Source organism: Sphingobacterium multivorum (assembly GCF_900457465.1).
GTDB lineage: Bacteria > Bacteroidota > Bacteroidia > Sphingobacteriales > Sphingobacteriaceae > Sphingobacterium > Sphingobacterium multivorum.
Window position 1 is genome coordinate 1,443,500 of sequence record NZ_UAUU01000011.1, and the last position, 25,196, is coordinate 1,468,695.

The 25,196-nt window shown below is 38.2% G+C and carries 31 protein-coding genes and 1 pseudogene; 25 read left to right on the forward strand and 7 right to left on the reverse strand.

Annotation, left to right across the window (positions count from 1 at the left end; translation table 11 throughout):
* The first annotated feature begins 53 nt into the window (after positions 1-53).
* From DTA23_RS30660 to DTA23_RS23570, 4 genes and pseudogenes are all read left to right on the forward strand, one after another.
* The gene (locus DTA23_RS30660) at positions 54-203 is read left to right on the forward strand and encodes a DUF4269 domain-containing protein (RefSeq protein WP_112376183.1); all 150 of its coding nucleotides are present in this window, start codon (positions 54-56) and stop codon (positions 201-203) included.
* Positions 204-348: 145 nt separating this feature from the next.
* Positions 349-777, forward strand: a pseudogene (locus tag DTA23_RS23560) (Crp/Fnr family transcriptional regulator); the annotation flags it as partial.
* Positions 778-854: 77 nt separating this feature from the next.
* Positions 855-1,172 carry a DMT family transporter gene (locus DTA23_RS23565; protein WP_112376185.1) on the forward strand — a complete coding sequence of 106 codons (318 nt, stop codon included), beginning with the start codon at positions 855-857 and terminating at the stop codon, positions 1,170-1,172.
* A 165-nt stretch (positions 1,173-1,337) separates the two neighbouring features.
* Positions 1,338-1,808: a hypothetical protein gene (locus DTA23_RS23570; protein ID WP_046674568.1), complete on the forward strand. Its 471-nt coding sequence runs from the start codon at positions 1,338-1,340 to the stop codon at positions 1,806-1,808.
* A 91-nt stretch (positions 1,809-1,899) separates the two neighbouring features.
* Here the strand turns inward: DTA23_RS23570 and DTA23_RS23575 are convergent, their stop codons facing one another.
* Positions 1,900-2,631, reverse strand: a complete 732-nt coding sequence (locus DTA23_RS23575) for a 3-keto-disaccharide hydrolase (protein ID WP_112376580.1) — start codon at positions 2,629-2,631, stop codon at positions 1,900-1,902.
* A gap of 683 nt (positions 2,632-3,314) precedes the next feature.
* Between DTA23_RS23575 and DTA23_RS29805 the strand changes: the two genes are divergently transcribed.
* The 10 genes from DTA23_RS29805 to DTA23_RS23615 all read left to right on the forward strand — a co-directional run bounded on the left by DTA23_RS29805 (position 3,315) and on the right by DTA23_RS23615 (position 12,451).
* Positions 3,315-3,437 (forward strand): hypothetical protein, encoded by a 123-nt coding sequence (locus tag DTA23_RS29805; protein WP_256604641.1) that lies wholly within the window; start codon positions 3,315-3,317, stop codon positions 3,435-3,437.
* A 63-nt stretch (positions 3,438-3,500) separates the two neighbouring features.
* The gene (locus tag DTA23_RS30955) at positions 3,501-3,842 is read left to right on the forward strand and encodes a DUF7674 family protein (protein WP_422663611.1); all 342 of its coding nucleotides are present in this window, start codon (positions 3,501-3,503) and stop codon (positions 3,840-3,842) included.
* Complete coding sequence (locus DTA23_RS30665) at positions 3,843-3,920, forward strand: potassium-transporting ATPase subunit F (protein ID WP_084823209.1); 78 nt, start codon at positions 3,843-3,845, stop codon at positions 3,918-3,920.
* Positions 3,921-4,061: 141 nt separating this feature from the next.
* Positions 4,062-5,747, forward strand: a complete 1,686-nt coding sequence (gene kdpA, locus DTA23_RS23590; RefSeq protein ID WP_112376187.1) for a potassium-transporting ATPase subunit KdpA — start codon at positions 4,062-4,064, stop codon at positions 5,745-5,747.
* Between the two features lie 26 nt (positions 5,748-5,773).
* The gene (gene kdpB / locus DTA23_RS23595) at positions 5,774-7,783 is read left to right on the forward strand and encodes a potassium-transporting ATPase subunit KdpB (RefSeq protein ID WP_112376188.1); all 2,010 of its coding nucleotides are present in this window, start codon (positions 5,774-5,776) and stop codon (positions 7,781-7,783) included.
* Positions 7,784-7,808: 25 nt separating this feature from the next.
* On the forward strand, positions 7,809-8,375 hold the full coding sequence (locus DTA23_RS23600; protein WP_070565439.1) for a K(+)-transporting ATPase subunit C: 567 nt from the start codon (positions 7,809-7,811) through the stop codon (positions 8,373-8,375).
* A gap of 47 nt (positions 8,376-8,422) precedes the next feature.
* The gene (locus DTA23_RS29810; RefSeq protein ID WP_256604642.1) at positions 8,423-8,836 is read left to right on the forward strand and encodes an outer membrane beta-barrel protein; all 414 of its coding nucleotides are present in this window, start codon (positions 8,423-8,425) and stop codon (positions 8,834-8,836) included.
* The gene (locus DTA23_RS29815; protein ID WP_256604643.1) at positions 8,815-9,507 is read left to right on the forward strand and encodes an outer membrane beta-barrel protein; all 693 of its coding nucleotides are present in this window, start codon (positions 8,815-8,817) and stop codon (positions 9,505-9,507) included. The genes DTA23_RS29810 and DTA23_RS29815 overlap by 22 nt, the downstream gene beginning before the upstream one ends.
* A gap of 61 nt (positions 9,508-9,568) precedes the next feature.
* A complete protein-coding gene (locus DTA23_RS23610; protein ID WP_070565435.1) occupies positions 9,569-10,690 on the forward strand; it encodes a histidine kinase in 1,122 nt (373 codons plus the stop codon).
* A 24-nt stretch (positions 10,691-10,714) separates the two neighbouring features.
* On the forward strand, positions 10,715-12,451 hold the full coding sequence (locus DTA23_RS23615; protein WP_112376189.1) for a HAMP domain-containing sensor histidine kinase: 1,737 nt from the start codon (positions 10,715-10,717) through the stop codon (positions 12,449-12,451).
* Positions 12,452-12,578: 127 nt separating this feature from the next.
* Here DTA23_RS23615 and DTA23_RS23620 read toward each other — a convergent pair whose 3' ends face one another.
* Together DTA23_RS23620 and DTA23_RS23625 are read right to left on the reverse strand one after the other, a co-directional pair.
* Complete coding sequence (locus tag DTA23_RS23620) at positions 12,579-13,580, reverse strand: aldo/keto reductase (protein ID WP_046674575.1); 1,002 nt, start codon at positions 13,578-13,580, stop codon at positions 12,579-12,581.
* 82 nt (positions 13,581-13,662) lie between these two features.
* Positions 13,663-14,571 carry a helix-turn-helix domain-containing protein gene (locus tag DTA23_RS23625; protein ID WP_112376190.1) on the reverse strand — a complete coding sequence of 303 codons (909 nt, stop codon included), beginning with the start codon at positions 14,569-14,571 and terminating at the stop codon, positions 13,663-13,665.
* Positions 14,572-14,755: 184 nt separating this feature from the next.
* On the opposite strand from DTA23_RS23625, the gene arsC reads away from it, so the two are divergent.
* From arsC to DTA23_RS23655, 6 genes are all read left to right on the forward strand, one after another.
* Positions 14,756-15,109, forward strand: a complete 354-nt coding sequence (gene arsC / locus DTA23_RS23630) for an arsenate reductase (glutaredoxin) (protein ID WP_112376581.1) — start codon at positions 14,756-14,758, stop codon at positions 15,107-15,109.
* A 700-nt stretch (positions 15,110-15,809) separates the two neighbouring features.
* Positions 15,810-16,457 (forward strand): hypothetical protein, encoded by a 648-nt coding sequence (locus DTA23_RS23635; RefSeq protein ID WP_201303551.1) that lies wholly within the window; start codon positions 15,810-15,812, stop codon positions 16,455-16,457.
* Positions 16,458-16,490: 33 nt separating this feature from the next.
* Positions 16,491-17,228 (forward strand): DUF1266 domain-containing protein, encoded by a 738-nt coding sequence (locus DTA23_RS23640; protein ID WP_112376192.1) that lies wholly within the window; start codon positions 16,491-16,493, stop codon positions 17,226-17,228.
* 64 nt (positions 17,229-17,292) lie between these two features.
* Complete coding sequence (locus tag DTA23_RS29820) at positions 17,293-17,427, forward strand: hypothetical protein (protein WP_256604644.1); 135 nt, start codon at positions 17,293-17,295, stop codon at positions 17,425-17,427.
* A 138-nt stretch (positions 17,428-17,565) separates the two neighbouring features.
* Positions 17,566-17,940 (forward strand): hypothetical protein, encoded by a 375-nt coding sequence (locus tag DTA23_RS23650; RefSeq protein WP_156167670.1) that lies wholly within the window; start codon positions 17,566-17,568, stop codon positions 17,938-17,940.
* A 91-nt stretch (positions 17,941-18,031) separates the two neighbouring features.
* A complete protein-coding gene (locus DTA23_RS23655) occupies positions 18,032-18,478 on the forward strand; it encodes a hypothetical protein (protein ID WP_112376194.1) in 447 nt (148 codons plus the stop codon).
* A 1-nt stretch (position 18,479) separates the two neighbouring features.
* Here DTA23_RS23655 and DTA23_RS23660 read toward each other — a convergent pair whose 3' ends face one another.
* Complete coding sequence (locus DTA23_RS23660) at positions 18,480-18,929, reverse strand: hypothetical protein (protein WP_112376195.1); 450 nt, start codon at positions 18,927-18,929, stop codon at positions 18,480-18,482.
* Positions 18,930-19,232: 303 nt separating this feature from the next.
* Between DTA23_RS23660 and DTA23_RS23665 the strand changes: the two genes are divergently transcribed.
* On the forward strand, positions 19,233-19,667 hold the full coding sequence (locus DTA23_RS23665) for an SRPBCC domain-containing protein (RefSeq protein WP_112376196.1): 435 nt from the start codon (positions 19,233-19,235) through the stop codon (positions 19,665-19,667).
* A 45-nt stretch (positions 19,668-19,712) separates the two neighbouring features.
* The gene (locus DTA23_RS23670; protein ID WP_112376197.1) at positions 19,713-20,498 is read left to right on the forward strand and encodes an alpha/beta fold hydrolase; all 786 of its coding nucleotides are present in this window, start codon (positions 19,713-19,715) and stop codon (positions 20,496-20,498) included.
* A 34-nt stretch (positions 20,499-20,532) separates the two neighbouring features.
* Here DTA23_RS23670 and DTA23_RS23675 read toward each other — a convergent pair whose 3' ends face one another.
* Positions 20,533-20,733: a YqaE/Pmp3 family membrane protein gene (locus DTA23_RS23675; RefSeq protein WP_046674694.1), complete on the reverse strand. Its 201-nt coding sequence runs from the start codon at positions 20,731-20,733 to the stop codon at positions 20,533-20,535.
* Between the two features lie 285 nt (positions 20,734-21,018).
* Between DTA23_RS23675 and DTA23_RS23680 the strand changes: the two genes are divergently transcribed.
* The gene (locus DTA23_RS23680) at positions 21,019-21,222 is read left to right on the forward strand and encodes a hypothetical protein (RefSeq protein ID WP_139144971.1); all 204 of its coding nucleotides are present in this window, start codon (positions 21,019-21,021) and stop codon (positions 21,220-21,222) included.
* A 107-nt stretch (positions 21,223-21,329) separates the two neighbouring features.
* Here DTA23_RS23680 and DTA23_RS23685 read toward each other — a convergent pair whose 3' ends face one another.
* Positions 21,330-21,875 carry a hypothetical protein gene (locus DTA23_RS23685; protein ID WP_112376198.1) on the reverse strand — a complete coding sequence of 182 codons (546 nt, stop codon included), beginning with the start codon at positions 21,873-21,875 and terminating at the stop codon, positions 21,330-21,332.
* Positions 21,876-22,123: 248 nt separating this feature from the next.
* Here DTA23_RS23685 and DTA23_RS23690 point away from each other — a divergent pair, with 248 nt between their 5' ends.
* Positions 22,124-22,570, forward strand: coding sequence for a GNAT family N-acetyltransferase (locus DTA23_RS23690; protein ID WP_112376199.1), 447 nt, complete (start codon positions 22,124-22,126; stop codon positions 22,568-22,570).
* A 200-nt stretch (positions 22,571-22,770) separates the two neighbouring features.
* Here DTA23_RS23690 and DTA23_RS23695 read toward each other — a convergent pair whose 3' ends face one another.
* Positions 22,771-23,829, reverse strand: coding sequence for a transglutaminase-like domain-containing protein (locus tag DTA23_RS23695; RefSeq protein WP_146753191.1), 1,059 nt, complete (start codon positions 23,827-23,829; stop codon positions 22,771-22,773).
* A 466-nt stretch (positions 23,830-24,295) separates the two neighbouring features.
* Here DTA23_RS23695 and DTA23_RS23700 point away from each other — a divergent pair, with 466 nt between their 5' ends.
* Positions 24,296-25,093 carry a hypothetical protein gene (locus DTA23_RS23700; protein WP_204991067.1) on the forward strand — a complete coding sequence of 266 codons (798 nt, stop codon included), beginning with the start codon at positions 24,296-24,298 and terminating at the stop codon, positions 25,091-25,093.
* Positions 25,094-25,196: the final 103 nt, after the last annotated feature.

Genomic DNA, 25,196 nt, shown 5'->3' on the forward strand with positions numbered 1-25,196 from the left:
TCAGAATGGATACTTACATATGCTTAAAGAGCATGAAATTATTCAATTGAGGGGTGGAGAATTCCGCTGAACAGGTCAGACAGCTCAAGAGGAGTGGGATAAAAACTGAGCCTGCATTTTGTCAGCTATTGGGAATTGAAGGCGATGCATATACCGAACTTCTAAAGTATAATCCAGCAGATAACACGATGAACTATGAATGATTTTAATCTATAATAGAATGAATCCTAGTTGAACAGTTCAAAAAATATGGCTATCTCAATGAAGCAATTGAGAAAGCGGTAGAAAATAGAACGCGTTATTTCTTTAAGAAAAAGGGCGAGCATTTTTTGAGAGAAGGGGCAGCATTTATCCAGCTATTTTGTTTTAAGTACAGGATTACTACGAGCTTATTTTTTTAAAAACGGACGTGAAATGAACAGCTGGTTTGGTGAGGAAAACCAGATTTTTGGATCGATTTTACCCGTTTATACTGAAAAACCCTCTTTTGAAAATATTCAGCTTCTTGAAGATTCCGAGATCTATGCTATTTCTGTAGACGATTTAAATGAATTGTATAGAATTTATCCTGAACTAAATCTTATCGGTCGGAAGATTGCCGAGGAGGTTTGTATTATTCTTGAAGAACGGATTATGTCGCTGCATACCAAATCTGCAGTAGAACGATATCAATCGCTCATACGCTTACAGCCCAATTTGTTAAATAGAATTAATCTCGGTCATATTGCATCATATTTGGGGATTACACAAGAAACACTTAGTCGGATCCGGCGATAAGGTACGATTTTGATATAAGTCAAAAAATGCCCCTCATTTAGCGATTATCTTTGCTGTAGAAATTTAAACTATTGAAAATGAATTGGATTGCATTGATCATCGCTGGCATTTTTGAAATTGGCTGGCCGCTCGGATTAAAAATGGCTCAACAGCCAGATTCAAATAAATTGGGTTGGATCATATTGGCTATTGTTTCTATGAGCATTAGTGGAGGATTATTGTTTTACGCTCAAAAGGCAATTCCTATCGGTACAGCTTATGCCGTATGGACAGGTTTGGGAGCTGTGGGAACATTGATTGTTGGAATCTTTTTTTTCGGAGATTCTGCCAATATATTTAGGCTCCTTTCAGCAACATTGATCGTCGCTGGAATTATCGATTTAAAAATATTCTAAAAAGCCACAGGAAATGCTATTTATGTTAGGGAAGATTTAAATAAATTATATAGGTGAGCTCAATTTGCTTGACTAGAATGTTCAAAGTCGTTTGAAACGCACTTTTTTAATCAAAACTCCTTATAAAAGAGTAGGTTGGGATGATTTTTGCTTGATAATCAAATTATGAGGCAAGAACTAGCAGAAAAAATAGAATTGTATAGTAAAAGGTACGGCCTATTTATGCGGCCGGAGTATATTAGCTTTGCTCGGGACACGACAAGACTTTTGCTTCGCAATGAATGTCTCCGTGAAGGTGATATAAAAGCGTACCAAGACTATATTGCTTCGCATTATCCGGAAGATCTTCCCTGGGAAATGAAACAATATCAGGAAACGACCAAAGCATTGGAACGAATGAGTAAGGAAATGGCAATTGCTTGGGTGAATACGCATCAAATCAATATTTTCGAATCCGATATTTTTATCGATGATGAAGATTCAATTTTGCGCCCTATTCAGTCAAAGGATGAAGATATGTTTCGCTATAATTTTAATGCGTTGGAAGAACTCATCTACAATCACCAAAGACCAGAAGATCTATTTCGGCGGAATAGGGATTGTTTTTGGATAGATACAAGAATTGAATGGCGGTAGTAATACTTCTTGCGATATTTTTTATAATCGAGACGCTAAAACAATTTTTTGTTTTAGCGTCCAAGTCCTTCGCATATGTGAAGGACTTTTTTTATAAAAGCTTTATTTTTAGATTTCTAAACGATACGCCTCTCGACCAATCCTGCAGTGCTAATTTCCCATTGATATGCTTACCAAACTCCGGATAATCTTTGAAATTACTATGCTTTACTAAATCTTTCCATTTAGCTGAATTAAAATCCATTTCAGCAGTGATTTTTCCATTTAGGAAGAATGTAATTTTTCCATCTTTCTGAACGATACTGGCTTCATTCCAATCATCTTGCGTTTTAATGTTGACAAAGTTTTGTTGCGGTAGAAATGTATAAAGACAGCCCGAACGCTTTAGCGGTTTATCAAAATCAGGATGGGAATCTGCCAACAGTTGGTACTCCGGTCCAGAATGGTAGGTCGCATTAATATCGGGTCTTTCCTGTACGTTGACAAAAACGCCACTATTTCCCTCTTTTTCCAGCTTCCATTCAAACTTAAACTCATAATTTTTATACTCTTTGTCCGATACCAAGTCGTATTTTTGGCTTTCACTGTTTGGGTCACAGTAAATTGTTCCATTTTTTACAATCCAGGCCGTAGGCGCATTTTTGCTATTATTGTACGTATGCCAATTGTTGAGCGTGCTACCATCAAATAAAAGTTGCCAGCCATTACGTTGCTCTTCTTCTGTCAATGTATTGGGACTGCTTTTTTCATTTTGACAGGAGAGTAAAATACAGCCTAGAAAGACCCATAAGGTGATTTTTTTGAAAAGGTTTAAGTTTATCATTGTTTTTATTTTTATAAGTGTCTCTTTAATACGTTTTCCCAACCAATATGTATTCCCTAAAATAATTTTTAATGTGAACTTTTGGAGACAATTTCATATTCCTTTGCAAATTTGTTACATAGTGCTTCTGCTAATACTTATCCCGAGGTTCACATATTCTCCCATTCATTCATGAATTTTTAAAATGTGCTGGCCCATCATTTTAAAAGATAAATCGGCTCAAGCCGTCTATACTTCTTTGGTCACCTTTCAAGCATAGATGACAAGGTACACATTATAATGATTTGATCACATTTTCAGCATAGTCATTCTCATTTTGATAAAATAACCTTATCAAAATGATAGGATTCTCCAATTCTATTTTGTGGCTTATTTTTTTATATCATCTGATTAATAGTGTTTTATGATGTTTTTCGGTACAGTGGAACAGGATTTGGCTTATGGGGACAAATGAATGTAAATATGAAAACAGGACGGAAAAGAAAAGTATGTGGTAAGAGTCCGCCGAGGGGGACGATCGGCAAAGCTACTAGCATTAAATTCAAGTTTAAAAAATGAAATCGCAAGTCACTAATAAAGTTTAACAATGGTAATAACAATTGTACTCATCATAACTGGACTATTTTTCTTCTGGTTATTCTATAAAATGGTCGACTTTTTCGGCAAAATATAAAATAAATAATATGAAAGAGAAGCAAGAAAATAAAGGCAGAGGTTCCGCTCATAATGTGTCGGGCGACCGTATAGCGAAGGTCATTGTAGTGGTATTGATTATTGCAATGATTTTTCAACTCTATATCGGGTAGATTTTGATACATAGTTTTACGAACAACATGAAAAAATTAAATCAATACGGTGCAGGTCTGTATATGGCGCTCCATTACAAAGAAATCCGATCAGAGATTAGTTTCCTATTACGGAAGCACAATTTTGCAGGAGCTTTACAGGCTGTTATTAATCATCTTCGGAGCTTAATAGTACTGCAAAGCACGGACAAAATTTGCCAGCATATTCATTTCCTCGGAATGATTTATGGACGAGGAAACAATTATGTAAAATACATTTTGGAAAATCTTTTTGTTAGATCTTTAGGAGGTCTTCGACGTATAAGTTCGGTCCACGCATGGGCAGAAATCGAAGCCCAGCTACCAACACCATTTTTAGAGGTCCTCAAAGGACAACAAATCCATAACCTTCTAATATCAAAGTAAATGACAGCTTTATTTATTGTAGCACTACTGGTTTTTACATACATCTGTTATGTACTCTTAAGGCCAGAAAAATTTTAATAACAAGATTACTCATTCGTCATTGTCAGCGATGAAACTGCGCATCCAGTCGGTCCTTTTGGCATTACGAAGTCAAAAGAAGGGCTTAAAGTTAGCTGACGATTGATCATGATACACTTTTTATACAAATCAATTAAAGAAATGAATACAGAGATTCTTGGAATCATAGTGATGTTCATCGTAACACTACTACTCGGACTTCCCCTCGGGAAATATATAGCTAAGGTATATGGTAACGAAAAGACCTGGTTAGATCCATTGTTTCAACCATTGGAACGTTTTTTTTATCGAGTGACAGGAATTAATCCCAATGTTCAGATGACTTGGCAACAGCACCTCGTTGCTCTTCTGACAATTAATCTAGTGTGGTTCCTGTTGAGTATGGCTATCCTGATGAATATGGGAAGTTTGCCTTTAAATCCAGATGGAAATCCTGGAATGACTGCTGATTTGGCTTTTAATACCAGTATATCCTTTTTGGTTAACTGTAATCTCCAACACTATTCTGGGGAGTCGGGCGTGAGTTATCTAGGACAAATTTGGCTCATGTTTCTCCAATTCGTGACTGCAGGCGTGGGAATGGCTGCTGCAGTGGTTATTTTTAAAGCTTTTAGGGATAAAACAACAACGCAATTGGGCAATTTTTACGATTTCTTTGTGAAATCTTGCACCCGCATTTTACTCCCTATCTCGGTCCTGGTTGCTGCCATTTTCGTGTTCCAAGGCATGCCGATGACATTCGAAGGTAAGGACAGTATGATTACAGTTACTGGAGATACCGTACAGGTAAGTCGAGGACCAGTAGCTGCCTTTGTTCCAATTAAACATCTGGGAACAAATGGAGGTGGTTTTTTTGGTGCGAACAGTGCGCATCCATTCGAAAATCCCAATTATTTGACCAACATGGTGGAAATGATTGCCCAGTTTATTATCCCGATGGCGATGATATTTGCATTCGGCTTTTTTATTCGCAAGCGTAAATTTTCATGGATGATGTTTGGCGTGATGACCATTGGGTTTATCATCCTGACGATTCCAAATATAAAAATGGAAATGGCTGGAAATCCAGCGATCGCACAGATGGGTATTGATACGTCTATGGGGGCTATGGAGGGAAAGGAAATACGTATTGGTGCCGCAGCATCCGGCTTTTGGAGTATTGTCACAACGATGATTTCGACGGGATCAGTCAATTCCATGCATGATAGTTACATGCCCTTATCTGGTATGAACGAACTGATAGCCATGATGGTGAATGCCTTTTATGGCGGTGTGGGCGCGGGAATACTCAATTTCTTCATTTTTATTATACTCGCCGTTTTCATTAGTGGCTTGATGGTGGGGCGCACACCAGAGTTTATGGGTAAGAAAGTTGAAGCGCGCGAAATGAAAATCGCCATGATTGTTGCTCTTGCCCATCCTTTTCTAATCCTTGTCGGTACAGCACTTGCGACAGCGTTTCCAGCCCAAGGTGCTTCTACATTGAATAACCCTGGATTCCATGGTTTTAGTGAAATATTGTACGAATATACTTCATCCGCAGCCAACAATGGTAGTGGTTTTGAAGGTCTTGGAGATAATACCATTTGGTGGAACATTTCGACGGGTATCGTATTGTTACTCGGCCGATTTATACCGATTATAGGCCCAATTGCTATTGCTGGGTTATTGGCTGAGAAGAAATTTATACCTGAAGGCGAGGGAACGCTAAAAACTGATACAAGTACATTCGGTTTAATGGTATTCGCTGTGATCGCGATTATTGCAGCACTCTCTTTCTTCCCTGCGTTGGCACTGGGTCCAATTGCGGAATATTTTTCCATGTAATACGTAAAAATTAAAGAATTCTAAAAATGAGCAGTCAAAAAACATTGTTTCAGAAAGAGCTTGTACAACAAGCGTTAAAGCAATCTTTCGTGAAGCTAAATCCTAAAATAATGTTCCGTAATCCAGTGATGTTTACCGTGGAAATCGGGACGTTGATTATGGCCGTGGTTTGTCTTTGGATAATGACCGGAGAAAAATCACAAGGTACACTTGGTTATAATTTTACAGTATTTCTTATCCTATTTTTAACTTTGCTGTTTGGCAATTTTGCGGAGGCAATTGCCGAAGCCCGCGGAAAGGCGCAAGCAGATAGTCTTCGGAAAACTCGGGAGGAAACTCCTGCAACCCTGCGCGATGGTGGGGTCGTTTCATCCGCTCAATTGAAAAAAAATGATGTTTTTGTTTGTCAGGCTGGTGATGTAATTCCATTGGATGGGGAAATTATCGAGGGGTTGGCGACAATAGATGAAAGTGCAATTACCGGTGAATCAGCACCGGTGATCCGCGAGGCTGGGGGCGATAAAAGTTCAGTTACAGGTGGCACCAAGGTTTTATCCGATCGAATTGTCGTGCAGGTAACGACAGAACCGGGTGAAAGCTTTCTGGATAAGATGATCGCACTGGTCGAAGGGGCAAGCCGCCAAAAAACACCTAACGAGATTGCCTTAACCATCCTTTTGGCAGGTTTTACACTTGTTTTTATTATCGTAACGGTGACCTTAAAACCATTTGCGGATTATGCCAATGTCGGTATCACCATTGCTTCGTTTATTTCACTTTTTGTCTGTCTGATTCCAACGACAATAGGTGGTCTTTTATCGGCGATTGGTATCGCGGGAATGGATCGCGCACTTCGTGCAAATGTTATTACAAAAAGTGGCAAGGCAGTTGAAACGGCGGGTGACATTGATGTCTTGTTGCTTGATAAAACTGGAACCATTACGATCGGAAATCGTAAGGCGACAAATTTTTACCCCGCCGATGGTATCATGAAAGAAGCGCTGGTACGTGCAGCAACATTGAGCTCCATGGCGGATGAAACACCAGAAGGAAAATCAATTGTTGAATTGGCTGGTGTCAACCCATCGAGCTATAAGGTCGAAAACCCGGCATTCATTAAGTTTACCGCCGAAACCCGTAGCTCGGGAATAGACTTTGAACAGACACGTATTCGTAAAGGTGCAACAGACGCTATTCGAAATATCATTGTAAAGGCTGGAAATCTATTTCCTCAGGAAATAGATGAGCGCGTAAAGCTTATCTCTCAAAATGGGGGGACCCCATTGGTCGTAGCCGAGAATGAACAAGTACTCGGTGTCATAGAATTGCAGGATGTGATAAAACCCGGGATTCATGAACGCTTTGAAAGGTTGCGAAAAATGGGTATTAAGACTGTTATGGTGACAGGAGACAATCCGTTAACGGCCAAATATATTGCCGAAAAAGCAGGGGTGGATGATTTCATCGCCGAAGCGAAACCCGAAGACAAGATGAACTATATCAAAAAAGAACAGCTTGACGGGCGATTGGTCGCCATGATGGGGGATGGTACAAACGATGCTCCGGCACTTGCACAAGCGGATGTTGGTGTAGCAATGAATAGCGGTACGCAAGCTGCAAAAGAGGCTGGAAATATGGTCGATCTCGACAATGATCCGACCAAATTGATCGAGGTTGTGGAGATAGGTAAGCAATTGTTGATGACCCGGGGTACGCTGACAACATTCAGTATTGCAAACGATGTTGCCAAATATTTTGCGATTATTCCGGCCCTGTTTATTGCGGCAATACCGGCACTTCAAGGTTTAAATATTATGCAGCTCAGTAGTCCACAAAGCGCCATACTATCGGCTGTCATCTTCAACGCAATTATTATCCCATTACTGATTCCTTTGGCATTAAAGGGAGTTGCATACAAACCTATAGGCGCAAGCGCATTGTTACGGAGAAACCTCCTCGTTTTTGGACTTGGTGGAGTGCTCGTTCCATTTATTGGTATCAAGGTCATAGACCTGCTGGTTTCGCTATTTATCTAATACATTTTTAATAATTAAAGCAAAGATGAAAACACATATATATCCAGCAATAAAGATTACAATAGTTTTATTGCTCCTGCTGTCAGTTGTATATCCGGCCCTTGTTTGGGCAATAGCTCAGATAGCACCTAATCATGGAAAAGGGGAAATGCTAGCGTACAACGGGCAAAAGTATTACAGAAATATTGGACAGGCCTTTACGCGTGATGATTACTTCTGGTCGCGTCCTTCCGCTGTTGGTTATAATGCAGCAGGATCGGGAGGAAGTAACAAAGGACCCTCTAATGGGGAATATCTTTCGGAAGTTAAGGCCCGTATTGATACGTTCTTAGTCCACAATCCCACCGTAAAACGCGAACAGGTACCGGTAGACATTGTTACAGCCAGTGGCAGTGGTTTGGATCCAGATATCTCGGTAGAGGCCGCAAAAATACAAATCGATCGTGTTGCGAAAGCAAGAGGTATATCGGTAAATAGCTTACAGTCTCTCGTTGATGCTCACGTTCAGACCCCTCTATGGAATATGTTTGGACCTCGCAAAATCAATGTCCTTGAACTAAATATTGCTTTGGACAAGATGGTTGAAAAATAAAATTGACCTGATGGGTCATTGATTTACACTTTACAAGAACGATATACATGAAAAAACTAGCGATGTTGGCCTGTTTACTCGCAGGAGCAACACAATTATTTGCACAGCAAGATACAACTCAAAATACCCAATTGTCTATCAGTGGTTACCTTGAAGCATATTACCTTCGGGACTTTAACAACCCAATTGGAAATACACGCCCAGGCTTTGTATATAGTCACAACAGAACAAATGAAGTAAACATAAACTTGGCACTTTTAAAAGCTGCGTACGAAACAACCAATACACGTGCAAATCTTGCTTTTGGTGTCGGTACATATATGAATGCGAACTACAGTGCGGAACCCGGTGTCTTAAAAAATATTTACGAAGCGAATGCCGGTGTTCGTATCTCGAAAAACATAATCTATGGATCGATGCTGGAATATTTTCATCCCACTTGGGCTTTGAAAGCGCTATAGGAAAGGATAATTGGACTGTAACAAGGAGTATTTTTGCTGATAATTCCCCTTATTTTGAAACCGGCGCAAAAATATCCTATACATCCGCATCAGGAAAACTATTTTTAAGCGGGCTTATTTTAAACGGATGGCAGCGGATTCAACGGGTGGATGGTAGCAGTTTACCTGCATTTGGACATCAATTAGTCTATAAACCGACAGCTAAATGGACTATCAATAGTGGTTCTTTTATTGGCAGTGATAAAGCGGATAGCGTCAGACAGATGCGCTATTTTCATAATCTATATGCCATTTATCAAATGAATGAAAAGCTGGGAATTACATTCGGATTTGATATTGGAGCGGAACAAAAAGCAAAAGGTAGCTCAACGTACAATGTATGGTACACGCCTGTGTTAATTGCACGATATGCGACGACCGAAAAATTTAGCTTAACAGCAAGAGGAGAATATTACAACGATAAGCATGGTGTAATCGTTTCGACTACGACAGATCAAGGTTTTCAAACGTTTGGCTATTCTTTAAATGCAGATTATGCAATTCTTCCCAATGTCGTTTGGCGCACGGAACTACGTAATCTCACCAATAAAGATGCTATTTTCCTTGATCGGACAAATAAGTTGGTGAAAAATAGTTTGACGGCTGTCACAGCACTTACAGTTAGTTTTTAAAACAATCGTTCCTGTCGTGTGTTGGATCGGCAGGAACTTTCTGAAATGAAAGGCAATAAAAATGGAAGAAAGGAAAAGCGCTGAACACTTTTTGGACCTTATCCGAAAATCGAGAAGAGGTCGCTTCAAACTTTATATCGGCATGAGTGCAGGCGTCGGAAAAACTTACCGCATGTTACAGGATGCCCATACACTTTTACAGGGAGGAATCGATGTGCGTATTGGCTATATTGAGACACATAATCGGAAGGAAACCCATCAATTGCTGGATGGTCTACCCGTTATAGCCCGACGCCATCTTTTTTATAAAGGCAAACAGTTAGAGGAACTGGATCTTTATGCTGTTTTGAATTCACATCCTGAGGTAGTCATTATCGATGAGCTGGCACATACCAATATTGAAGGTAGCAAAAATACCAAAAGGTGGCAGGATGTTATGGAGATTCTGGAAGCCGGGATTAATGTGATCAGCGCTGTAAATATCCAGCATATTGAGAGTTTAAACGAGGAGGTTAAAGCGATTACAGGGGTTGAAGTGCAAGAACGTGTCCCTGACAGTGTTATTGATTCCGCCGATGAAGTCGTTAACATTGACCTTACTGCAGAAGAACTTATCATCCGCCTAAAAGAGGGCAAGATCTATGACGCTTCAAAAATTCAGGCAGCACTTCAAAACTTCTTTAAAAGCGAACATATCTTGCAATTGCGGGAAATGGCGTTGAAAGAAGTGGCTTCCCAGGTTCAACGTAAAGTGGAGATCGAAGTTCAACCTCAACGATGGGTACGAAAGGAGCGTTTCCTGGCTTGTATAAGTTCCAATGAAATAAAAGCAAAAAACGTGATCAGAAAAACAGCGCGCTTAGCAGGATATTACAATAGCAGTTGGTTTCTGCTGTATGTACAGTTGCCAAAAGAGCGTGGCGATCGGATAGCCTTAAATAAACAGCGGCACCTGATCAATAACTTTAAGCTGGCGACAGAACTTGGTGGTGAAATTATCAAAGTGGAAAGTCATAGTGTGGCAAAAGAGATTATCGCTTTGTGCGAGCTCCGCAAGATCACCACAGTTTGTATTGGTAAACCACGATTATCTCTTTTAAGGATGTTACTTGCTAAGGATACATTTAGCAAATTGCTGACGCAACTGTCGACCGAAGACATCGACCTGATTATATTGTCATAATGATAAAGGTAAATTGTGAATAAGATGAAAATAAAAACGAAACTTACCTTTGGTGTAGGATCACTTTTTCTCATGATCTTTCTACTCGCCACTTTAAGCGGCTGGTATGTAAACCGGTTAAAAAAGGATACCGCAAATATATTGACAGCAAATTACAACACGCTGCTGTATGCCAAGAATATGTTATTGGCTTTGGAGGAAATTCCTGTTGAAAAAACTGCTTTTAAGAACTTCGAGGTCAACCTTGACAAACAACGGAGAAATGTTACTGAAGTCGGAGAGCAACAAACAACGAACGCGATTGCTGAACATTTTTTAAAACTGAAATATAAGCCCTTAGACATCACTATTATCTCGTCCATCAGAAAGGATATTGCTTTGTTAATGGAGCAAAATATGACGGCAATTTCTAGGAAGAGTATTGTTGCGGATCGCACCGCAGAACATGCAATTTTGGTCATTTCATTTGCTGGGGCACTCTGTTTTATTATTGCTTTTATATTGCTGGTCAATTTGCCGTCCAATATAGCTGATCCCATAGCAAAATTGACAGCGAGTATTCGACAGATTGCAGGACAGAACTACAAAGAACGAATTCAGGTACAGAGCGGAGGTGAGTTTGCTGAACTCGTCGCTTCATTCAATTCCATGGCAGAGAAACTTGAAGAATACGCTGAAAGTAAACTTGAAAAAATTTTAAAGGAAAAAAGTCGAATCGAGTCTCTTGTGGATCATATGCATGATCCGGTGATAGGCTTCGACGAAGAGCGACGTGTTATTTTTGTCAACGAGGAAGCGCTTCGCATCACCAATCTACATAAAGATCAACTTCTCGGAAGATCTGCTTTGGCAGTTTCAGATGAAAATGATCTTGCTAAAGATATTTTTAAAGACCTGTTCCTTCCCGTGGAGCAACGTGAAAAGAATGCTGTTAAAATTTATGCGGACGATAGAGAAAGCTATTTTGAGAAAGATGTTATCGATATCAATGTTTTGCCGACTGGTGAACTGGAATCAAAGTTTATTGGGCAGGTGGTTATCCTAAAGAATATTACGCCATTTAAGGAACTTGATCTTGCAAAAACAAACTTTATCGGCACCGTTTCTCACGAGTTCAAAACACCTATTGCTGCGATTCAGATGGGGGTTCAATTGCTGGAAAATGAACAAATAGGCCATCTGAATACCGAACAGCTCACCTTGTTAAACGGAATAAAAGAGGATTCTAACCGACTGCTTCAAATAACCGGTGAACTGTTAAATATGACCCAGGTTGAAAGTGGTTCCATCCAAATTAACTTACATACGACAGAAATACAGCCTATTATTGAATATGCTATTATGGCGAATCAATTTGCTGCGAATCAAAAAAATATACACTTTGTTATCGAGATAGATCCCAAAGTGAAAGCTATATTTGCTGACAATGAGAAAACTGCCTGGGTTCTTACCAATTTTCTTTCCAATGCGATACGTTACTCGCATGAAGATTCGGTCATTCGTATAGGGGTGGAAAATAACGAACTTAAAACAAAATTTATCGTTACCGACAGCGGGCAAGGGATCGAGCCTAAATATCTGGATAAAATATTTGCACGCTACTTCCGTGTACCAGGGTCCAAAAAAGGTGGAACAGGACTTGGTTTAAGTATTAGTAAAGAGTTTATAGAAGCGCAAGGAGGCGAGATTGGTGTTGAAAGTGATTATGGCGCAGGAAGTTCTTTCTATTTTTCATTACGTACTGCTATTCCCGATAATTAATACATACTAATCGGATGGTGTCTGTTCCTATAGTGTATTATGACAACACGACAAAGTTGGATCAGATGAGAACAGTTTTTGAGATTATAAGTGGTGCCGGCGAGCCACTCATAATCTCAAAAATGGATTAATGGTTAACTAAAGCCATAGCACCTTCGCTGTATCGAGCTCCGATATTAGGGTATTTATGGAGTATTTCATCAATTGTTTTTAAATCATCATTCGATAATTGTATGTCAAGGGCGCCCACATTTTCTTCCAGGTATTTTCTTTTTTTAGTTCCTGGAATAGGAATGATGTCATTTCCCTGTGCCAGTACCCACGCTAAAGCGAGCTGTATAGGACTACAGTTTTTATCTTTTGCCAGTAGAGAGAAGTCGGCGACCAATTGTGCATTGTTCAAAGCATGTTCGCCTTGATTACGCGGTAAGGTTCTTCTAAAGTCGTCCGAAGCGAGATTTTCTAGATTTAAAGAATTTGAAAATAATCCACGCGCTAGCGGTGCATAAGGAATTAAACTTATCCCCAATTGACGTACAGTCTTTAGGATTTCTTTTTCTACATCGCGTGTAAGGAGCGAATATTCGCTCTGTAAAGCAGCTATAGGGTGTACGGCATTTGCTTTGATGATTGAGGCGGGGGATGCTTCGCTTAAGCCAAGATACCTCACTTTTCCTTCTTTAACCAATTCCGCCATAGCGCCTACGGTCTCTTCGATGGGAATATTGGGATCTACGCGATGTGCATAATAAAGATCTATGGTATCTATTCCAAGGCGTTTTAAACTTTTTTCCACCGCTAATTTTATCCATTCGGGCGAGCCATCGAAGTAGGTGTTTGCCGTACCACTTGGACCCGCTACTTCATCTTTAAAGCGAAACCCAAATTTTGTTGCAATAAAAACTTTGTCACGGTTGGGAACAAGTACTTTTGAAATAAGCTCCTCATTGGCACCGTTGCCGTACATATCTGCGGTATCCCAAAAATTAATGCCTAGGTCCAATGCTCTTTCCAATGTAGCAATGCTTTCTTTCTCGTCCGTAGGTCCGTATGCAAAGCTCATTCCCATACAACCTAATCCAATCGCAGAGAGTTTTTCATTTGTTGTTCCAAGATTTCTATATTTCATAATAATGACATTTTGTTTAATACAAAAGTACACATGGAATAAACGAAGGGAGTTAAGACAATTAAACAGATTGTTATACAATTCAAACAGTACCGCGTCGGACTTGGTTTGGGGACATCCCCGTTTGCTTTTTGAAGAAATTGGTGAAATAGGAAGGATATTCAAATCCTAGGCTGTAGGCAATATCCGATATATTCCAATTGGTATGCAACAACAAAGCTTTGGCTTCTTGGGCCACACGGTTTGCAATGTGTGTACTGGTGGTTTTGCCTGTGGCTTCTTTTACCGACCTGTTGAGGTGATTGATATGAACCGAAAGCGCATGAGCATAATCTGCAGGGCTTTTCAACTGTAGGCTAAGCTGAAGGGTATTGATTGGAAATTGTCTTTCTAACAGCTCAAGAAATAGTCCCGATACCCTGGTTGAAGCGTTGGTATAAGATCCAAAACTCGCTGCGGGACTCGATTTCATGGTTTCATGAATTAGAAGATGTAGATAACTTCGCAACATATCATCTTTATGAACGTAGCTTGAGTTCATTTCAACTATCATCTTCTGGAAGATTGCAGAAATTTCTGCTAATTGTGTTTCATCCGGAAAATAGATCGGATTGCCGCCTATCTTGAACAGCGGGGAGTCTTTTAGACTTTCTATCCGTTCACTATGCTGTATAAATTCCTCTGTAAATATACAATACCATCCTGATTGTTCTGAGGATTCCGGTTCCCAAGCATAGGGGACAACCGGATTCGCAAATAACATTGCCGGTTTATCGATTTGTATCCACTTATCTGCGTAATATAGTTTTCCACGCCCTATAATAAGGGAGGTTTTATAAAAATCACGGCGATTGTACGGAGATACGACAGTACAGGATTTTCTACTGAAAACATTGAAATGCCCAATTCCGGTATTATTTAGCGGCAAATCCAAATTAGTTAAACCTGGTTGCCTTTTGTAAAAATCTGTTACACTTTCGGCTGATTTCATATCACTAAATTAAAAAAAGTGAAACAATCCTAGGTCATAAATGGATCAGTTTCTCAAAAATGAATTCCAATTTTTGGTTAGCTAATGGTATTTTATTTAAACTGTTTGTGATCTTGTTCGTATTTTTGCGTTATCCAATAATTGTTTTTCTTTATCACAAAGATACCCTTTACATGTTATGGCCATGATTAAAATTTATCATAATAAAAATTGTAGCAAGAGTTGTAATGCATTGGAAGTGCTACAGCATCAAGCTGTGGATATAGAAGTGCAGGAGTACTTAAATGATGTTCCAACCAGAGACCAGTTGATTGAATTATTGGGACAACTCAATTTAAAACCTTTGGAACTTATCAGAAAAGGAGAATCTGTTTTTCAGGAAAAATTCCAAAATCTTCATTTGACCGATGAGCAATGGATCGATGCGATGTTAGCGTATCCGATCTTAATTGAGCGACCTATCGTTGTAAAGGATGGTGTAGCCGTAATTGGTCGACCTATTGAAAAAGTTGTAAAGCTCATTCTGGCTAAACAATAAGTTGGCTTGATCTTTGTAACTTCTTTTTTATGAAGCATTTTATGAATATATTGACAGCCTTGTTCGATATTTTTAAACTATTTGTCTGATCTAACTCATACTTATCTTCAGTGATCTGAACAGACTATTATTTGAGCAAATTAAGTTTATTGATGTCAAATAGGCTATCTATGGTTATGTTTACTTAATCAAGGGCTTGCTGACGTGTTCGGATGCAATATGCTGGTCATTTTTTTCTTATCATTTTCAAGGGCAACAAAGGGAAGATCAGACAGTACTCGGATTCTAACTTTCGACAGTGCTTGTTCAGTGATTACTCAGTGCTTGTTCAGTGATCATTCAGTGTAGACTGAATAAACAATGATTGACTACTGTCTAAAAATTGATTTAAAACTGTTATTAGATACAATTTGGTATCAATGTATTTCAGTTTTATCCTTGATGTCTATGACCTACTCTAGTAAATACGGAAATCATACAGTCTACTTGTATTTAATTGGTTAAAATATTTGAAATTAACTATTGTCATGTTGTTTTCAAATATTGATTATTAAGCTACAAATATCGCTAAGTTTTGACCTAATATGGGTTGCAGATTTAATGGATGAATAATTATGTGCAGATTTACGGTGATCAATGAAAACATGGGATATGTTTTCACGATTTTACAGATTTAAATACTTCATTAAATATTTTTAGTTTGAAAAGAGTCCTCATTATCCTGTTCATATTGCTGGTTTCATTTTTAATTGCAGCGTTTTTTATAAAAGTCAACAAGAGGGAAACCTTACTCTATAAGATACAGCAGTGGGTTAGCTACGACGCAGCAGATTGGGAAAATTACGAAAAAAATAAGCAGCTATTGGCTTCCGGAGCCACCGAAGTAACGACGACAGAAGTGACGGCTGCCGAAGATGATCTATATCCGGTCGATACGAATCGCATATCGCCGGAATTTAGGGCTTTAGAAATCGAAAAAATTAAAAAAGCAGATTTTGGGCGATTAGTAATAGCAAAGTTACGACCCGATCATGAGGATGCACAAATTGCATTAATTCATCTCACAGATCGTAAATTGACCGATGTGATAATCAATCAGAAGATTAATATTAAAGTTGGAACTTGTTTTGAAAACCCAAAAACAGCAGGTAATTATCGCTGTGTAAGTTGTATGATTTTACTCTACAATCGAGAGAAGAAAGATTGGGTTGAAGCTCCAAACGGCGAGAATTTCTTGAAAAATGCCTATGATTTCTACCAGGCGTCCGAAGGGGATATTTGGCAAGCACGCGAGCTGTCCATGAGAATCCCGTACGATTATGCGCTGGTAGCAAAATATAGTAAGTAAGATTTCTTTTAAGTAGTTAATATCAATACCGTTATGTTTAAATTTTTGAAAGAATTATTGAATGCGGCAAAGGAAGGTGTAAATGAAGCCAAAGATGAACTTACTTTGAAAGCCGAAGAGGAAAAAAGGGCGGGAAGTTTAGTACCTGATAACACTATACTTCTGAATATTCCTTATGAAGAACAGTTTGGTAATGCGCTAGGAGCCGCATTTAGAGTGATTGTTTTTGGGGATTGGTTTACGGTATTCGGAAGTGCCGGAGATGATGGTAGTTATCCGATTCACTTATATCAATTTGGTAATTATCCAAGAATTGATCAATATAGAAGTGATTTTATCAAATTGCTAAAGAGAGATTTTGGTATAACGGATAGAGAAACTTGTCTTCAAATGTTGAGTTCATACTTTACGTTACTTGGGATAGAAAAGAGAGGGACCGCTTTGGAGGGAAAAAACGGCAAAATTGATACATCCATTTGGGATATCTCTAAATCAGGGGTAAATGCCTTTGTTGTTGCTGTAGTAAGTCATATTACGACATCCGCAACGGACGTTGGATACTTACCAAAACCTGTGGCATTAAATGTTCTCAAGAGTTTGTCACTATATGCGAGAAAGCATTTTATTGATTGGTTGCAATTTTCCGATTATTTCCTGGAAGGAGAAGATCAAGTTGGTGTAAACAGTAAAATTGGGAAATCTTACTTGAAAAGGTATATTGGGTATCTTAAAGAAAAGAAAGGAAGTCCTTGGAATAATATCGCATGGTAGAATGGTGATCATTCCGTCTGAGTGTTGTCTAACGTGGCCTTCACATCCACTACATTTTACAGCTTTGGATTTGCTTTATCAATTTGAACAACAAATCGCTCAGAAACAACTCGGTGACCATAGCTATTTCGAAGGATTAGATGCTATCGAGAAAGATGAAGGGGGAATTCCGATGTTCTATCTGACTTGTGGAAGTTAATTTCTTTTTGTGGAATAAATGAATTCTAAAGGCATCATTTTGGTTATCAGTTGTGTGTTGATCGTTGTCATGTTGATAGAAGCCTATAGGAAAAATGTAGCTAAGAATTATTTATACGGTGTTAAAAAAAGCTATGAAATGAATGATCATTTTGAGAAAGGTAAATTAAGAAAACTGTCATCACGTCCCTTTTTATTTGGTATAGAAGATAATCTGCTAACTGACGAAGATTATTTTTTTGATGAAAATTATTTCTACGCTGTCGGTCGAAGAGGCGGGGCAGGTAGATCCTTTAGGTTAGTGGATATCATTGAGCTTCGTAGGACATCGACTCAAATTAATAATCACTATATCTGGCAAGTCGTCGTTCAATTGGATAGTAAGGGACAGTCCATTTTCAGTTTTACGCATAACTATTCCCTCTGGAATAGGAATTTCTATGCTTTTTATCAAAAAATACGGGAACTAAATCCACATGCAATCAAATCAAAATGGAGTTTGTGGAGGATGTAACAAATTCAATTTCAGCGTTTGTTTTGTACTGAAAAAGTTGTCGTAACTAAAACCGTAATCTAATAACTTTTGTTATTTTAAGTAAAACGTTATGGGCAAATTACGATTATTGATCATGAGTGTGTTGGCAATTTTTATTTATGGAGCTTGTCAATTTCCTCAGCGCCCACCACAATCCAGTACAAATGAATCTAATCACAAGGCACAGGAATTACCTTCTAACGTAACCTTTTTTGGTGGTGGAAGATCTAAGGAAATGAATATGGTATCAGGGAAAACAGATACTATTTTCATTTCAGTCCATCAGGCAGATTCGGTTCTTATCAAAATAAAAACTCCCATAGATACAGCCAATGTACGAATTAGTCAGCTTTTTCTGCCCGATGGTTCTTCTGATGGTCCTTTTGGCAAGGAGTTTACCTATAGATTTAAAGATATTGGCCAATATCATATTACTGTGAATGAGAATAAAATGATAGGGAATCATTATTCAGGGCCATATATAGTGCAAATTGTGCCAATAGTTCAATCTTTCTAGGCTATTCGACATCACCTTTGTATTTAATCGTATTATTTACATAAAGCGCTGATTTTTTAGCATCGTATCTATAGTTATCCTTCTGATAAATGTCATTCTCAACTTTATCCAAGATAACGGTTTTTTTACTGTCATCAGGTAAGAATAATTCTAGCTTTGATTTGTCCTCGCTAAGGACAACAAAGGCACTAATGATAGCTTTTCCTTCTTCTTTCTCCGTTGGATTTAGGCGTAAGCCAACATTAAAGACCTGGATACATCCTTGTTTGATCTCACTCCAAGTTTGTCCTGCCGCGACCAAACAACCGTGCTCATCCTTGTTGCCGCCGATCGACGAGGTTGCTTCTTCCTTGCTTTGATCAACTGCTTCTTTGGATTCATTGTTCTTGGGAGTATTATTACAGGCCGTGAAAGTAACAAGACTCATTGCTATAAATGCTAATTTTCTCATTTGAATCGGTTTTTATATGTTCCATGAGGTTCGTACAATAAATATACCACAGTCATCAGTTTATTCTTTAATCGACCCACTACGTTAGATTTTCCTCCTTTAATTAGCTATAAAGTGTATCTCTACAGTATCGCAGAAAAATGTGTAGCGTAGGTCAATATTGTCATAGGACAAGTCGAATTTCTGTATAGTTTATTAATATTGTGATGTCGTTCAATGTAGCCTTTTATCTCAGTACATTGAACGGAATGATTTTAAACTGGTGTAGATAGATAAAAGGATTCTTATCATTTAAAACATCCTATGAAACATAAAGATCAACCTGTAAAAAAATTGGTTTCGGTTATTTTAGTTGAAAAGCAGCTAGCCGATGTTTGGAAATACTGGAATGATGCTAATGCCATTATGCAATGGAATATTCCATTTGACGATTGGCACTGTCCGGCTGCTGGTATCGATTTTAGGGAAGGAGGGATGTTTAATTTTAGAATGGAACAAAAAAATAGTCGCGAAGGATTTGATTATGTGGGTGTGTACGATGAGATTATTTGGATGGAGTCTATTGAAAGTAACAGTGGGGGAAGAAAGTGTATTGTGGAATTTCAGGCGATTGACAACAATACAATTATTCGCGAAACTTTCGACCCTGATCCGTTTACAAGTTTGGACCTGCAACAGTCTTTTACCGATGGGGTCTTGTTAAGTTTTAAAAAATTTATAGAAAACAAATCGCTGTAGAAGCGTATTGCTAATGATAAAAATATAGACCATTTAGTATAAATTATGCGTGAAATAGAATCGAAAAGCGGTTATGCACCTGCTAACGGGATAAAACTTTACTACGAAATATTTGGCACAGGAAAACCTCTCGTTCTTATTCATGGTGGTGGCTCCTCCGGTTTTTCGGATTTTGAGGAGACTGTAAAAAGGTTGCATGATCAGTATCAGTTGATTTTGATAGATCTCCAAAATCATGGAAGATCCGATCATCGATCCTCAGCTGAAACATTCGAGCAGGATGCCAAAGATATTTTGGCTGTTCTAGATTTTCTTTCCATCGGAAAAGCTTCGTTTTTTGGCTTTAGTAATGGAGCGACAACCCTTTTGAAATTTGCGACGATGTATCCAGACAAGGTCGAAAAGCTGATAGCAGCATCTGGAAATACCAAAAGAGAGGGGCTTCTGGATGGTTTTTTTGAAAGTATGGAAGCGTCAACTATTAACGATATGCCGCCATTTCTGAAGGAGAATTTTATGAAGCTGAACCCAGATCCAGAGAAGTTTAGAAATATGTATGAAAAAGACAGCCAGCGCATGATACACTTTCAGGATTTTGACGCCGAATTCTTAACGCGTTTGACCTGTCCCGTATTTTTGCTAGGCGGAGACCAAGATGTTGTGAAAACGACACATTTAGCTGCTATGCAACAGCAGATTCCTGCTGCACGATTACTTATTCTACCGGCAAATCATGGCAACTATATGATGGCTGATTTTAATGGCGATGTCAACGTTGAACTGATTGATTTTACATTAAAACAAGTACAACAATTTTTGGAATCTAAATGATGTTCGGGTTATCGAATAACGGAGCCCTAATGATTTATCGGTAATTGCGCATATTGCGTTCCAATTTACGCATGCGCTGTTCATTTTTCCCGTCAACACGCGATGCAACCGCCCATATGGCTGCGGGTATCCAACCAAGTATAGTTATCTGAAGGATCAAACAGAGAATGCCACTTAGAATTTTACCACGTAAAAAAAACGATAACCAAGGAAGTAAAACTGCTATTAGTATCATAAGTAAAAGGTTTATAAACATTAAAATACAAAATTACGGTATTCACTACTAAAAATTGCAAATAATATCAACTTAAGCAAAATAAGTAGTTTTTTTTAGAATTGTAATGTATTGATATATAACGCTTAGTGGTTTTGTCCTGTTAGCTTATGTAAATGTTAAGAAAACTTAAAACATGCTATTGGATAGCCAAATTTAAAAATTTTAAGGAGGAGTGGCACCAAAGTTGATGTTTCCCTGTCGAATATTTTAGATGCAGATTACATATAATAAATGACGGAAAACATGGGAAACGATAATAATATTATTGAGAATTTAAACAGCAAATATCATGGATATCTAGAAGATGAGGGGAAATGGCTCAATGAAGGATTTAAGAATATTTTCATCGATGGGGAACCAAGTAAAGCAAATCTGAAAACCTCGGTTTATCTGATGTTACCCCAAGAGATCAGGGAATATGTCGATCAGTTGTTACCCAACGATTGATTATAAAATTATACGAACAAGTAAATCAAATTAAAAGTTTACTAGGATCAGTTTGTCCTGATTTTAGTAAACTTTCTTCTTTTAAAAAAAAGGACCAGTAAATCTTATTAAATGCCGAATTCTTTCACGGTTTGGCAAATTTGCTCTTTTTGTTTTCGGCTTAATACGTTCAACATGGTCAGGATTTCTTTACCTTGAAAAGTCTCAAGCTCAAGTCTCGGACCCAACCAATTGCTTTCAATAATGCGGATATTAACGATTTGAATGTAGGGCACGAATACCAGCGCATCCAAATCTGCCAAAGCCCAGACACTCCCGGTCTTTTTTTCGATCCGTTTAAAATACAATCCTTTTTTATCTGTCCGGGCTCGGATAACTTTCCTGCTGTTTTTTAGAAGAAGGAAGCCGCCGATAATAAAAGATAAGTGGAGTAACAGCATAAATAATGAGACTAAAAAGCGAAATACGTCTTTAAAGTCAAGTACAATGGCGCTGAAATTCTCTTTAAGTGAATTATGAGGATGATAACCGATAAAACAAGTCGCTATCCCCATTAAAATCAAAATACTGCCAATGATAATGGATCGCCAATTTGGTAGGTAATAATTGATAAAGGTTTCACTGTCTGTAGCTGCTAATTTTCTCCTTTTCATATCTAAATATAGGGACCTTATAAATTGACTGCATCGAAGAATTACAATTCGTTCAGAATCATTTATAATTCGACAACTATTAGTTATAAGGGCATGAAGTCTGTTTTTGAAATTATTATGAACTTGTTTATTGGTCGCATCGAAATCTATGCTACCGAAGATTGGACCACTGTACATCTGCTATCTGGATGAGGTTGATACGAAAGAGTTAGGATACATTTGCACTATAAATCAAACTATTTAATGAAATGAATTATAACATTAGAAAGGCAAGTCTTGAGGATCTTGATCAAGCAGCAGCGTTATTCAATCTTTATCGAATTTTCTACAGACAGGAATCGGATTTGGAAAAAGCCAAAGAATTTTTGAGGGAGCGATTTTTGAACGGAGAGTCAGAAATCTTTTTGACAATTCAGGGCGAACATGCGGTTGGTTTTGTTCAGCTTTATAAATTGTTTCATTATACTAAATTGCAGCGGCAGTGGTTGTTGAGTGATCTATTTGTGCATCCTGATCATCGGAGTAAAGGTCTTTCGGTTCGGCTTATAGATCGAAGTAAAGCTTGGTGTGAAGAGACTGGAGCTTGTGGTCTGATGCTTGAGACCGAGAAAACAAATGTTATCGGTAATAGTCTTTATCCGAGGTGTGGATTTGAATACGACGGCATGCATAACTATTATCATTGGTGGCGATAACTTTAATTGGATCGTCAGTGCACTCCCGCGCCTGGCGATCCAATTGGCAACTGAGATTAATTAGACGCCATCGACAGTCATTTTACCCCATTGGGCACTGCTGCCTGGATTAAGATTTTGAATCTGTGCTATCACTTCATCACCCACTGTTTTGTCAAAAATATTTTTCATAATTTCAATTTACGAAATAATAATCTACATTAATTGAAGTATAATATCACATTTAAAGGCTCATCGTTTACAGTTACTTTCTTTTCGGTAGGCCCACTTTTATTGCTGTACCTCAAAGTATAAGACTGATTTTTTTTCACGATAAATGTTAAATGATCATTCGCATCCTGCAGTTTAGTAGCAGTCGAGCCTCCGCCAATTTGATCATTTCCTTGGAAGATATCTACATTGCATTTTGTTCTTCCTTCCGGTTGACATTGATCCTTACTGAGATACATGGTTACGTTTAGACGGGTGTAAGATTTGTCCTTCAATTGTTGGCTATATTGCTGATTGAATAGATCAATATAGCGCTGAGAAACATTATCGGCATACACTTCTGTTTCACTCCACGCCGGGAATGAGGTAGCTGCCGGTTTGTAGGAAGCCGCATAAATAGAATGTTCCTTGCTATTCGGATCGGCTTTACCCGCGTCTGCTAAAAACCAGCTGTAATTCAGGTCTTTGTCCGGATAATATTCAGTAAAATACCATTTACCATTAATCCACACCTCGACCCAACTGTGGTTACCACGGTTGTCATGCCAGTTTGGCGTTCCCGCAATCCGAGCCGGTATACCTACTGATCGCAATGCGTCGATCAATAAAATGGATAATCCGGTACAAGAAGCCATTCCTTGGCTTATCGATTCAGATGGATTTTGATCTGCTTTTTTTCGTTGCGTATTGTAATCGACTTTCACTTCATCTCTGATATTCTTATTTATGGCTACAATGGCATCTTTTATCGTTTTGCTATTTGCCACATATTTTGAGAAACGATCGTAGAAGTCACCACGCCAATCGTCGAGATCTTCAGAAAATACCCGATAGGGCAATACCTCATTTAGAAAAATTGAATCTGGAATTTCCTTTGCCCACGAAAACGTTGATCTTGCCTGGTAAGCCTTTTCAATATTATGGATAAGATGATCACTCTTAATAGTCGTTAAATCATTCTTGGGCATATAAGCTATGAGAAAAGCCGCCCCTTCACGCATTTCTTTGGATAGTTTCGCTAGTACTTTCTCTAATTCAGTGCGATTCATGCCGGCAGCTTTTAGTGCATTTTTGACCGGTTTTTGATACTGACTTGGCAACGAGGAAAGCTTGAAATCTTGTGCAGATACGTTGAAAAAATGGCTGTAGACAAACAGCAGAAAACGAAAGAAAATACCTTTTTGAACATCATATGAGCTTGCTTGTTCTTGATCTATTTAAATTAACACAATTTGTATATTTCAAACATAGATAAATTGATTTTTATATGCAAGGATACGTTTTATAGTCTGACTAGTAGCTTGGAAGCCCAATTTACTTAGTGATGTTTCTGAATTTGAGCAGAAGGACTCCCAAATAGCAAGCGACCACGAATGATGTACTTTGGATTGCGCTGCACTTCTAAAAGTCAAAAGGTGTTAATCCCGCACAATTTCATTTGCAAATGAATACAAATTTATTTTAGTTTGAAGATCTTTACGGCAAAGTAAAGATCATAACCCAAAAATAATTTAAATGACAATTCCGATGAAGCCGTTTCATTTTCTATATTATAGTGTATGCTGTCTGATCCTTTTATCGGGTATGCTGTATTCCTGTCAATCGCAAGATCCAGACAGGGTGATACTTGAAAAATTGGATAGAACCTTTAATGCATCCAAATTTTATGGCCCCAAGATAAAAAGGAGCGAAGAGTTGCTGCATGCAGACGTTAGAAGTATGGATAAGAAAGAGTTGAAAGAAGTCTTTGAAACCGCCATATTTAAAAAGGATACGCTTGCTGTTTTTAATTCAGAAGGGAGTTTGCCAACACCATTTTATATCGAGTCTACTGCAGTCTGGGGAACACGAAAATTAAAGCCGGTCAGAGATTTCGGTTATCGTTACACCACGGTTTCTTACAATGAAGATAAGGACACCATAGCCATATTAAACGGAGTTCCTTTTCCAGCGTTGACAGTGGCAGAGGATAAAAATGGTGAATTTGCTTATCTATATGCACTGAAGACTTCAAAAAATAAAGATGATTTTCAAAATATTTACAACTATCTACAGAAGACGTTTACAAAATTGAAGGTTCAAGATGATGCTGGAAGTGATATAAAAGGTTGGGAAAATAAAGACTTTTACTATTTTTTGCATAAAAAAAATAGAAGGGAAGAACAGATTTTTTCATTTGGAGAAGATGAAGACGACAAGCCGACGACTACAGACATCACCGATATCCGTTTGGAAATTTATTCTAAAATTTACATCCAAAATATGCAAAAAGAGCAGGTTTACTTACCGGATTATATTCCCAGTGTTAATTAACAGCCTTTAAAAATGGAGCACCGGTAAACTTGTTACAAATCTGCATGGACGATTTTGTTTATATTTACGTCCTTGTAAAAAAATCAATCAAATCGTTTTGTTT